This is a genomic window from Hydrogenimonas thermophila, assembly GCF_900115615.1.
GTDB classification, from domain to species: Bacteria; Campylobacterota; Campylobacteria; order Campylobacterales; family Hydrogenimonadaceae; genus Hydrogenimonas; species Hydrogenimonas thermophila.
In genome coordinates this window covers 63039-72991 of record NZ_FOXB01000007.1, presented here as the reverse complement: position 1 = coordinate 72991, position 9953 = coordinate 63039, and the positions used below count along the sequence as shown (strand labels likewise).

The following is a 9953-nucleotide window of genomic DNA, read 5'->3' as shown; positions in this document are numbered from 1 at the left end:
TTGAAAATTGGTTGTTTTTAAAATAGCTTTAAAAAGCTATTGCTTTTTTATTTTTTTGTCCTTTTTAAGTTATTTTTTATAAAAAGGCTATAAAAGATTTAAGATTTAGCTTTTTGGTAAAAGCCTTGAACTATGACACATCATACAGTTCATTTTAGTTTTACATCCAGCATTTACCGATATATCTTTAAGCTTTTGATCACTCCAAGCATTTAACAGCTCTGCAGTTTTTCTTGCAACACTTCCAGCAAGTCTTGCACATCTTTCAGATCTCTCTTTTGTATCATAGGCATATCCTGAAGCTTTACACCAATTCATTACAGATACGTGACATAAAGGCAGTTCAGGTTTTGTAGTAACAATTGCCTCTTTGTTATGTGGTACATAGTCTGGAAGTTGAGCTGTTGAGTACCACTCATAAAGAGAGTCTATAATTTTACTATATTCTTTACCTGTAACCAAAGTTATAACAGCAGAGGCACCATTTAGAGTTCCACAAAGTGTTCCCCATCCATTTCCTCCTCCTGCACCATAAAAAAACATTTCATTTGGTATATATGTATAAGGTTCACCAACACTCTCTCTAAGTTCATCCATAATTGCTCCAAAAGCTGCAAAACAACACTCTCCAACTCTATAGTATTTATAAGCTTTATGTGCAACTTTTTCTGGATCTATTTTTTTATAAGGGTAAGGAATTTTAAACTTTGATTCTGAACTATTTTTAAATTCATTTGATGCTATTGCATTATTAGCTGTCATGCCAACAGTCATACCTAATCCTACTTTAAAACTGTTTTCTAAGAAATTTCTTCTATCCATTAATTACTCCTTATTTTTTAAGTTTTGTATTATAGTCTATATTTAATTTTTTTCATAACATTTCTCTGCATAAAATGCACCAAATCTATGATGTTTTCCATCTTTGTATTCCTGTCTAGAGTACTTTGTTACAACAGGATTACACTCATCAATCCATTCATCAATAGGGTAAACTTTAACTTGTGTAAATCCCATTTTTCTAAAAATCATTGCTTGAAGAGATGCCCTGTGAGCTGTATTGCATACAACAATCAATTTGTCTTTTACAAGCTTTCCATCATCATCCAATACAAAGTTCTCTATTGCTTTTTCTGGAACCTGTCTTCCTACTCTTACACTTCCTTTGATATGAGCTGCTGCCCACTCTTGTGGTGTTCTAACATCTACAACCAATGTATCTTTAGAGTGTAAAGCTTTTTTTACTTCATCAGTTGTAGCACGCAACCCAAGTTTTTCATTCTCTTTAAGAAGTTGTCCTGACAACTCTTTATATGAAATAAACTCTGAAGCAAAAGCACCAGAGACTAAAAGAGTAGTTGCTAACATAAGTTTAGTTAATTTCATTTTTTACTCCTAGTAATAATATGATGTAATTCTAAAATTAAATAATTAATTTGTAAAATATATAAAACTTGATATAATAATTTATATAACAAATAAGGATATTTTTACTATGACTTTAAAAGAGTTGGAACTTTTCTATTATCTAGCTGATAACCCTCATATTTCTCAACTTGCAAAACAACTCTCTATGAGTCAGTCTGCTATTTCACTGGCTATAAAGTCGTTGGAAAAAAAGCTATCAGAACCTCTATTTGACAGAGTTGGAAAAAAACTTGTTTTAAATGAGAGAGGCAGGCTTTTTAAAGAGAAAACATATAATCATTTTCTAGCTCTTAAAGATGCAGAGAACTTTTTTAAAGAAGATAGACTATCGGGAAATTTACATATTATATCGAGTAAAACTGTAGGTGATTTTATTATGCCTCAAGTAATATTCGATTTTTTATCGCACTATCCGAATGCAAAAATTTGTAAAGATATTAAAAACTCTACAGATATAGTTAAAAGTATTTTAGAAGGCTCTATTGATATGGGATTTGTTGAGTTTGCTTGTAGTGATCCTAACATCATTAAAGAGAGAGTAGGAAGAGATCAACTTATTGTAGTTTCAAGTGATAAAAATCTTTCAGAAAAAGAGTTCTATATAGATCAGTTATTTTCAAAAAAGTGGCTTTTAAGAGAAAAAGGTTCTGGCACAAGAGATGTTTTTTTAAAAACATTAGGTGATTTGGCAAAAGATATTAATATTTTTATGGAGTTTTCTGAGTTTGAAGAGATTAAAACTCTACTGGAGAGAAATCCTGATGCTATAACTTGTATATCTAAATTTTCAGTAAAAAAAGAGTTGGAAAGAGGAGAGTTGTTTGAAGTAAAATTAAAAAACATAACTTTTGAAAGAGATTTTTGTCTTGTTTATCATAAGAATAAGTATAAAAGTAAACTTTTTAATGAGTTTTCTGAATTTGCAAAAAGATATTTTCAAAACATTTTAGAAAATAGTTAGCCTTATCAAAAAAAGGCAGAGGTTATATTCTGCCTTAATTAAATGTCTGCTCTCTCTTCACGATCTTCCGGATCAAGATATTCAATATTTGGAATCAAAAAAGCAATTACAACTAATGCTATACCATAAATAAGAACTACAAGTGATTCATGACCTTCAAAAAGTTGCGGGAGTGTCAATTTACCAAAATCAGGTCCCATTATTGGTTTTAACCAAGGGTACGCCCAAGTAAAAAAGAGACCGCCAAAAATACCTCCAATTGCACCTACAAGTACATCAATACGCCCTTCAGCTACAGAGATAGGTCCTGTACCTGGACATTTACCAAAAATTGCCATTGCAAGACCAAATAAAATACCGCCGACAATTAAACCAGCAAGCATAATTGGTTTAATATGATAGTGTGCCCAACCCATTTGGTTCATAAAGTAGAGTCCAATGCTTGCTAGTCCAATTGCAAAAAAGAGCATTTTAGGCACTGTCATATCTTCAAGCATTGCGAATCCTGCAATTTTTTCAAATTTATCAACACGTGCATACTGAATAATTGCACCAAATATAAATCCAATAAAAAGAACCATCCAAATTGAGCCATGTCCTTCATTAGCAACAATTTCAAACATGTGCATAAATCGGTCAAGCATCTTTATTCCCCTTTTCGTTTATAAAAAAGTCTTCCGGTAATTACGACAGTTACCATTACAATACCACCAAAGATAAGACCACTTAAAGCAATTTGACTGGCACCAGAAAGAAAGTGACCACTTGTACATCCACCGGCCAATCTAGCACCAATAATCATAATAAAACCGGCAATAAAGCTCCATATGAGTCTAGATAGAACAGAATTATTTTTACGCTCTTTCCAAAGTGTAGGCAGAACACTGAAACGAAATGTTTTAGTTACAAAAAGCGACATAAAGAGTCCACCAAAAAATGCACCAATCAGCATAACTCCTTCCCACGCACCTGCTTTTTCTATTTCAGCAACATACTCATACTCTGTTGGATCAAGACCAAAAATTAGACTAGCAAAGTATGGAACATAGGTTGAAGCTCCTATTGGACGATCTGCACCCCATATGGAGAATGTAAAAAGTATCAAAAGAGCCATGAAGATACCACCTGTTAACCAGGAAATTTTTTTTGGCATAAGTTATCCTTTTGATAAAAATTTTAAGGAATTATATAAAAAATCAGTAGAATTTATAAAATAAATAGATTTAATTAGAATAATGAATAATTTTGAGTTCTTGTTCTAAAGAATTAATATAGTTGATATTTTAATAAAGAGTTATATAGGGAAGTTTTACTCCCTATATATGTAAATAAGTTATTCGCTTGATTTTGTATTGAATGTATTAACAAGATGCATTGCAAAAGAGTTCATTTTCTCTTTGTAATCTTTTTTAAAAATCTCACTGTATCGTGATTTTATAGTTTTTATATCTTCTACAAATTGATCGAATTCTTCATCTTCATACATCTCAGTAACTTCAAAATAGAGTTCGATCTCTTCTTGAAGATCTTCCATAAAAGCTTTAAAAAATGAGAACTCTTCAGGGAAATTTTTTTCTAGAAGGTCTGTATGCTCTTTTAATGGTAATAGTGTATCTCCAAAATATGGATCAAGATCAATAATCTCCATAAACCCATTTTTTTCAATCTCTTTAACTATTGTGTCGAATGCAATAACAGATTTTAGTTTTTCATCTTCACTGTTTGATTTAGCTTTTTGTACTAGTGCATCATATCTCTTTTTATAATCACCACTCAATTCAATCATCACTCATCTCCTTGAAAATCTATTTTGCATCCAAATTCATTATCTAAATATAGTTTTACTTTTTTTTCAGACTTATTAAAAGAACGAATTATAACTTCAGTAACACCTTTTGAAAGCAGTTCTTTGGCTTTTTGCTTACTAAGAGTTTTACCGCCAAAACGTTTAATTGAGTTTTTAAATATTGCAAAATCGCACCCATCATTCCATTTAGAACATCCATAACTTAAAGGACTCTCTACAACATCAGCTCCGCATATAGGACATTCTCCAAGAACTTCTAGTTCACTTCCGGCTTCAAAATCTATCCAGGGTTGCCATTTACCATCTATCTCTTTTAGTTCAACTGTAAAGATACGTTCGACACCATTGGACATTTTGAATATCATCCTTGCCGGACCTTTTAGCAGTTTACGCATCTGTTTTGGTGAAATGGTGTGATGACCAATGCTTGCAAGTGCATAAACACTTACAGTAAAATCACAGCCGTTACGAAAGCCATCACAACCAAAAAATTCACCTCTATAGACTATATTTTCTCCGCAAGATGGGCATTTGCCAAGTGGTGTTTGCATATTTTATTTAAAAATTAGTGAACCTATACGCACCATATTTGAACCGCACTCAATAGCCAGTTCAAAGTCATTGCTCATACCCATTGAGCAAATATCAGCTCCATGTTTTTTTAGCTTTTCAAAAATAGAATAGGTTGTTTCAAAACTTTGTTTAATAACCTTTTGATCCTCAACATGAGCTCCAATAGTCATTACTCCACGTAAAGTTATGTTTGGACAACTCTCTTTTACCTTTAGATAAATCTCTTCAGCCTCTTCAGGCATAACACCTGCTTTTGTCTCCTCTTTTGCACTGTTGATTTGAAGCAAACACTCCATATTTGCATTATGTGTTTCAAGGCGTTTTTGCAAAGCATCAGCAAGTTCTAATGAGTCTAATGATTGCATTAAAAATGGATTGGCACGGATTAGATGGTTGATCTTATTTTTTTGGAGTCGTCCTATGAAGTGCCACTCAACAGGGAGGTCATCGACTGCTTCTATGCGTTCTTGCAAACTTTGTACCTTATTCTCTCCAAAAGCTCTTTGACCAAGATCATACAACATACGAATATTTTCAATATCTGTATATTTGCTTACAGCTACAATTTTGACAATATGGTGTTCGCTACGTCTAACTCGAGCCTCTTCAACTCTCCAAATAAGTTTATCTAGTTTTTCTTGCATTTGTGATCTATCCATTTGTAATCCTTGCAATATCGTTATATATAGTAAATGCCATTAGTGTAAGTAAAATAGCCCATCCACCAAGGGTAAGCCTGTAAATAATCTCTTCATTCAAAGGTTTTCTAAAAATCATTTCATAAAGTGTAAAAATGATATGTCCGCCATCTAGAGCCGGAATAGGGAGTAGGTTTAAAACTCCAAGGTTAACTGAAATCAATGCTGTTAAAATAAAGAGTGCAACAATTCCGTGTTGACTTGCTTCAGCAGTCACTTGAACAATAGAGATAACTCCACCCATCTCTTTTGCCGGAATGACTCCTTCTATCAATTTTTCTACACTTAAAACAATCATTTTGCTTGCTTCAACTGTTTTGTTCCAAGCAAAAGAGATAGCTTCTATTGGATCATATGAACGAGTAACAATTTCACCGCTAGGACCAATACCTACCATTCTTCGTTTAACAGTTTCACCAAAAATGTTTTTTACTTCAAGAACTTTTGGAGTTACTGTTACAGATAAAACGGTACCATTACGATCTATCAGCATCTCTATGGAACCGTTTGAAGCACCTATGGCTTCACTGAGATCATCCCATATTTGTATAGGCTGATTATTTATCTCAATAATTTTATCACCTTTTTGCAAGCCATGTTGTTGGGCAGGTGAGTCTGGTTGAACTGCTCCTATAACAGGTGCATAATCATTTGCTCCTATTAATGCAATGGCATAGTAAAGAAAAAAAGCAAGTAGAAAGTTAAAAAATGGTCCACCTATAAGAATGATAATGCGTTGCCAAGGCGGTTTCATATTATAACTGTCTGAATCTAAACTTACTTTAGTAGGATCAGAGTCATCCTGTCCTTTCATCTTTACATAACCGCCAAGAGGTATGGTACTTATTGCATACTCTGTACCATTTATTACTTTTGAGAATATAACTTTACCAAAACCTATAGAGAATCGTTCTACGTGAACACCAAAAAAACGTGCTGCAAGAAAGTGTCCTAGTTCATGAAAAAAGATCAAAAACGAAAGGACAAGAATAGATACAATAAGACCCATTAACGTCCTTTAATATAGTCTCGGATATATTCATATCCACTGTATAGTGTAATTGCTACTGCAATCCAAAGAAGAAGTGTTCCACCTGGCCAATCCATAGTTAAAAACCCTATCGCAAACATTTGTGCGACTGTTTTTACCTTGCCCATCCAAGATGCTGAAACATCTTTTCCTTCACTTACTATCATTACACGAAGTCCTGTAATGAAAAATTCCCTGCTTAAAATAAGAAATATTGCTATTACATCTGCACGTCCTAAAACTACCAAACCTAGGAATGCAGCTAGTGTTAGCATTTTATCAGCAAGAGGATCAATGATTTTTCCAAGTGTTGTAATCTGGTTGCATTTGCGTGCTATGTATCCGTCAAAAAAGTCTGTAACACTTGCCAAGACAAATACAAGTGCTGCAAAAAAGTCAAGCCAACTTGCATGCAAACCTTGTAAAACTGATGCATCACGATAGGCTAAAAGCCAAAGCATCAGTGGAGCCATAAGAAGGCGTGAAAAGGCAAGAATATTTGGCAGGTTAAAGATCATTGAAAGCTTGTGCCTCCATCTATGACAATTGTTTGACCAGTAAGCCAAGAGCACTCATCTGTACATAAAAACCAACACATTCCTGCAAGGTCTTCAGGCTCTCCCATTCGATTTAAAGGTGAGCGTTCTACAACTTCAGCTTTTACCTCTTCATAATTAGGGAACTTTTTAAGAGCGTCTGTATCGATAGGACCACCGCTAACAGCATTTACACGTATTCCTTTTTCACCAAGCTCTGCTGCTGCATATTTAACCATTGTTTCAACAGCTGCTTTATTTGTACCATGACCGGCATAGTTTGGAGTATAAACAATGTTTCCTGTTGAGCTAAGAGAAATGATGCTTCCTCCACCGACTTTTTCCATACGTTTTGCTGCCTCTTGAGCACCCATTACAAATGCTGTTACAGTAGCAGTGTAAATATTGCAAAGTCCTTTAGGTTTTAGACGCATAAAAGGACCAAAACCACCTACAACAGCACGGCCTGAAATAATAGCATTTGATATAAAAAAGTCTACACGGTCAAAGTCTTCATCAATCTGTTTGAAAAGATCTTTATATGTTTCAGGCTCTAGAATGTTAAGCTGATAAGGCACTGCTTTAATACCATACTTATTTTTTACATCTTCTGCAATTTTTTGAGCCTCTTGCTCATTTGAATTGTATGTAAATGCAACATTTACACCCTCTTTGGCAAATCTGTAAAGAATAGCTTTTCCTATACCTCTTGTTGCACCGCTAATGACTAAAACTTTGCCTCTCATTGTAGATTGACTCATATTAATTTACTCCAGGAATTTCATATTGTTTAATAACTGTCTCTATTTGACGCATATGTTCAGCAGTCGGAGGTGTTAGAGGCAAACGATACTCTAAGTTTTCTATCAAACCTGCAATGTACATAGCTGCTTTGATTGGAATAGGGTTACTCTCTATAAATAGAACTTTATTTATGTCATAAAGTTGATCGCTTATTGTTTTAGATGTTGCATAGTCTCCATTCTGTGCTGAGTGGATAAGATCAGCTATGAGATTTGGAAGTAAGTTTGATGTTACAGAAATACAACCATTTCCACCTGTTGACATAATAGGGTAGTTTATTGCATCATCACCACTTATAACTGCAAGGTTTGGTCTTTTAGCTTTTAGATGCAGTGTTCTTTCCATTGAACCTGTTGCCTCTTTGATTGCATAAATATTGCTAACTTCATCAAAGAGTCTAAAGACTGTATCTGGTGCGATATCTAGAGCAGTTCTTCCTGGTACATTGTATAGCATTACAGGAATTTCAACAGATTCTGCAATTGCTTTATAGTGTTGATATATACCTTCTTGCGTAGGTTTATTATAGTATGGACACACAGAAAGAATAGCATCTGCACCTGCTTTTTGAGCAAATTGTGCTAAATCGATTGCTTCGTGAGTAGAGTTGCTTCCTGCTCCTGCAACAACTTTAACATCTGTTCCTTTGCATACACTTACTGCTGTTTCAATACACTCTTTATGCTCATCATGACTAAGTGTTGCACTTTCGCCGGTAGTTCCAACAGGAACAACAGCATCGATACCGTTGTCGATCTGACGTTTAATGAGTTTTGCAAACTGTTCGTGATCTACTTTTCCATTTTTAAAAGGGGTTATAAGTGCTGTCATTGCACCAATAATCGTTTTACTCATTTTGTTTCACCTTTTCGTAAAATGACTGTCACAGATTTCTCCTTGTCGAGGTAGCGTTTTGCTACTGTTTTTATCATTTCTGGCTTTAATTTTTCAATATTCTCTTCATATGTTAATAATGGCTTTATATCTCCTCGTGCAAAATAGCCTCCAAAAAGGTCTGCAACATTACTGGAGTTTTCCATACTGAAAATGAAAGCTGCTTTGGTATTTACCTTTACCTTTTTCAACTCATCTTCGCTTACACCTTTAGTTTTTATTTTATCTATTTGGTTCCATATCTCTTTTTCTACATCTTCAGCTTTAACACCAGGGTTACAAACTGCAAGAAATAGAAATACTCCAGGATCTTTTAACTCCATATTATAGGCATATAGTTGATTTACCATCTTCTTTTTATCAACAAGTTCTTCAACCAGACGGCTACTTTTTCCCTGACTTAAAAGTTCACTAAGTGCTGAAAGTGCCGGTTGGTCTTCATGCTGGAAATTTGGAATAGGGAAGGTGATAGCAACTATCTCAACTTCACTCTCTTTGTAAATAACAACTCGTTTTGGACCATCTGGTTCTGGTTCTTTTGCATGAACTTCAGGAATGTCACAGCAGTTTTCAATCTTTTCAAAATGTTTCTTAGCTGCTTCAAAAACAGTTTCCGGCTCTATATCGCCTGCTACAACAATAATGGCATTTTTTGGTTGATAGTATGTTTTATGGAAATTGCGGATATCTTCTATGCTCCAGTTTAAAATATCATTCATAAAACCGATTGGTGTCCAATGGTATGGATGATAAATATAAGCATTGTTAAAAAGGCGGAAATATAGGTAACCTACCGGATTATTGTCGGTTCTCCAGCGTCTCTCTTCAGCGACAACTTTTCTTTCAGGTTGAAACTCTTCATCTTTTAAACTCAAATTTGCCATCATATCGGCAAAAAGTGATAGTGATTTATCTAGATTTTTGTTCGAACTTTTAATAAAGTAGTGGGTATAGTCAAACCCTGTAGAAGCATTATCTATACCTCCAAAACGTTTGACAATCTTGTCAAATTCACCAGCTTCCATATTTTTTGTAGATTTGAAGTTCATATGTTCTAGCATATGGGCAATACCGCTTTTTCCCATTACTTCATTTCGACTTCCTACCTTGTAGAAGACATCGGTTGTAATAACCTCACTCTCATTTTTAAGAGGGATAACGACAATTTTAAGGCCGTTTTTCAGGGTTTTTGTATAGTACTTAGGTAGATTACTTGCCATTA

The 9953-nt window shown here is 34.3% G+C and carries 13 protein-coding genes; 1 reads left to right on the top strand and 12 read right to left on the bottom strand.

Going from position 1 to position 9953, the window contains the following annotated elements:
• Nucleotides 1-105: 105 nt before the first annotated feature.
• Together BM227_RS04065 and BM227_RS04060 are read right to left on the bottom strand one after the other, a co-directional pair.
• Nucleotides 106-822, bottom strand: a complete 717-nt coding sequence (locus BM227_RS04065) for a C-GCAxxG-C-C family protein (RefSeq protein ID WP_092911446.1) — start codon at nt 820-822, stop codon at nt 106-108.
• A gap of 42 nt (nt 823-864) precedes the next feature.
• Nucleotides 865-1386 (bottom strand): rhodanese-like domain-containing protein, encoded by a 522-nt coding sequence (locus tag BM227_RS04060; RefSeq protein ID WP_092911445.1) that lies wholly within the window; start codon nt 1384-1386, stop codon nt 865-867.
• Between the two features lie 109 nt (nt 1387-1495).
• On the opposite strand from BM227_RS04060, the gene BM227_RS04055 reads away from it, so the two are divergent.
• Complete coding sequence (locus tag BM227_RS04055; protein WP_092911443.1) at nt 1496-2389, top strand: LysR substrate-binding domain-containing protein; 894 nt, start codon at nt 1496-1498, stop codon at nt 2387-2389.
• Between the two features lie 38 nt (nt 2390-2427).
• On the opposite strand, the gene BM227_RS04050 is transcribed toward BM227_RS04055, so the two are convergent.
• The 10 genes from BM227_RS04050 to BM227_RS04005 all read right to left on the bottom strand — a co-directional run bounded on the left by BM227_RS04050 (nt 2428) and on the right by BM227_RS04005 (nt 9951).
• Nucleotides 2428-3033, bottom strand: coding sequence for a YeeE/YedE thiosulfate transporter family protein (locus BM227_RS04050; protein WP_092911442.1), 606 nt, complete (start codon nt 3031-3033; stop codon nt 2428-2430).
• A gap of 2 nt (nt 3034-3035) precedes the next feature.
• Nucleotides 3036-3542 carry a YeeE/YedE thiosulfate transporter family protein gene (locus BM227_RS04045; RefSeq protein ID WP_092911440.1) on the bottom strand — a complete coding sequence of 169 codons (507 nt, stop codon included), beginning with the start codon at nt 3540-3542 and terminating at the stop codon, nt 3036-3038.
• A 180-nt stretch (nt 3543-3722) separates the two neighbouring features.
• Nucleotides 3723-4175: a hypothetical protein gene (locus tag BM227_RS04040; protein WP_092911438.1), complete on the bottom strand. Its 453-nt coding sequence runs from the start codon at nt 4173-4175 to the stop codon at nt 3723-3725.
• On the bottom strand, nt 4175-4747 hold the full coding sequence (locus tag BM227_RS04035) for a hypothetical protein (protein ID WP_092911436.1): 573 nt from the start codon (nt 4745-4747) through the stop codon (nt 4175-4177). The genes BM227_RS04040 and BM227_RS04035 overlap by 1 nt, the downstream gene beginning before the upstream one ends.
• A 3-nt stretch (nt 4748-4750) precedes the next feature.
• The gene (locus BM227_RS04030; protein ID WP_092911434.1) at nt 4751-5428 is read right to left on the bottom strand and encodes a YggS family pyridoxal phosphate-dependent enzyme; all 678 of its coding nucleotides are present in this window, start codon (nt 5426-5428) and stop codon (nt 4751-4753) included.
• Nucleotides 5421-6476, bottom strand: a complete 1056-nt coding sequence (rseP, locus tag BM227_RS04025; RefSeq protein WP_092911432.1) for an RIP metalloprotease RseP — start codon at nt 6474-6476, stop codon at nt 5421-5423. Before rseP ends, BM227_RS04030 begins: the two co-directional genes overlap by 8 nt.
• The gene (gene pgsA / locus BM227_RS04020) at nt 6476-7015 is read right to left on the bottom strand and encodes a CDP-diacylglycerol--glycerol-3-phosphate 3-phosphatidyltransferase (protein WP_177201984.1); all 540 of its coding nucleotides are present in this window, start codon (nt 7013-7015) and stop codon (nt 6476-6478) included. The genes rseP and pgsA overlap by 1 nt, the downstream gene beginning before the upstream one ends.
• Nucleotides 7012-7794 carry an enoyl-ACP reductase gene (locus BM227_RS04015; protein ID WP_092911430.1) on the bottom strand — a complete coding sequence of 261 codons (783 nt, stop codon included), beginning with the start codon at nt 7792-7794 and terminating at the stop codon, nt 7012-7014. Before BM227_RS04015 ends, pgsA begins: the two co-directional genes overlap by 4 nt.
• 1 nt (nt 7795) lies before the next feature.
• Complete coding sequence (dapA, locus tag BM227_RS04010) at nt 7796-8692, bottom strand: 4-hydroxy-tetrahydrodipicolinate synthase (protein ID WP_092911428.1); 897 nt, start codon at nt 8690-8692, stop codon at nt 7796-7798.
• On the bottom strand, nt 8689-9951 hold the full coding sequence (locus BM227_RS04005; RefSeq protein ID WP_092911426.1) for a M16 family metallopeptidase: 1263 nt from the start codon (nt 9949-9951) through the stop codon (nt 8689-8691). The genes dapA and BM227_RS04005 overlap by 4 nt, the downstream gene beginning before the upstream one ends.
• Between the last annotated feature and the right edge of the window lie 2 nt (nt 9952-9953).

Coding starts and splice junctions, on each gene's coding strand:
- BM227_RS04065 (WP_092911446.1), bottom strand. CDS start 822: ATGGATAGAAGAAATTTCTTAGAAAACAGTTTTAAAGTAGGATTAGGT.
- BM227_RS04060 (WP_092911445.1), bottom strand. CDS start 1,386: ATGAAATTAACTAAACTTATGTTAGCAACTACTCTTTTAGTCTCTGGT.
- BM227_RS04055 (WP_092911443.1), top strand. CDS start 1,496: ATGACTTTAAAAGAGTTGGAACTTTTCTATTATCTAGCTGATAACCCT.
- BM227_RS04050 (WP_092911442.1), bottom strand. CDS start 3,033: ATGCTTGACCGATTTATGCACATGTTTGAAATTGTTGCTAATGAAGGA.
- BM227_RS04045 (WP_092911440.1), bottom strand. CDS start 3,542: ATGCCAAAAAAAATTTCCTGGTTAACAGGTGGTATCTTCATGGCTCTT.
- BM227_RS04040 (WP_092911438.1), bottom strand. CDS start 4,175: ATGATTGAATTGAGTGGTGATTATAAAAAGAGATATGATGCACTAGTA.
- BM227_RS04035 (WP_092911436.1), bottom strand. CDS start 4,747: ATGCAAACACCACTTGGCAAATGCCCATCTTGCGGAGAAAATATAGTC.
- BM227_RS04030 (WP_092911434.1), bottom strand. CDS start 5,428: ATGGATAGATCACAAATGCAAGAAAAACTAGATAAACTTATTTGGAGA.
- rseP (WP_092911432.1), bottom strand. CDS start 6,476: ATGGGTCTTATTGTATCTATTCTTGTCCTTTCGTTTTTGATCTTTTTT.
- pgsA (WP_177201984.1), bottom strand. CDS start 7,015: ATGATCTTTAACCTGCCAAATATTCTTGCCTTTTCACGCCTTCTTATG.
- BM227_RS04015 (WP_092911430.1), bottom strand. CDS start 7,794: ATGAGTCAATCTACAATGAGAGGCAAAGTTTTAGTCATTAGCGGTGCA.
- dapA (WP_092911428.1), bottom strand. CDS start 8,692: ATGAGTAAAACGATTATTGGTGCAATGACAGCACTTATAACCCCTTTT.
- BM227_RS04005 (WP_092911426.1), bottom strand. CDS start 9,951: ATGGCAAGTAATCTACCTAAGTACTATACAAAAACCCTGAAAAACGGC.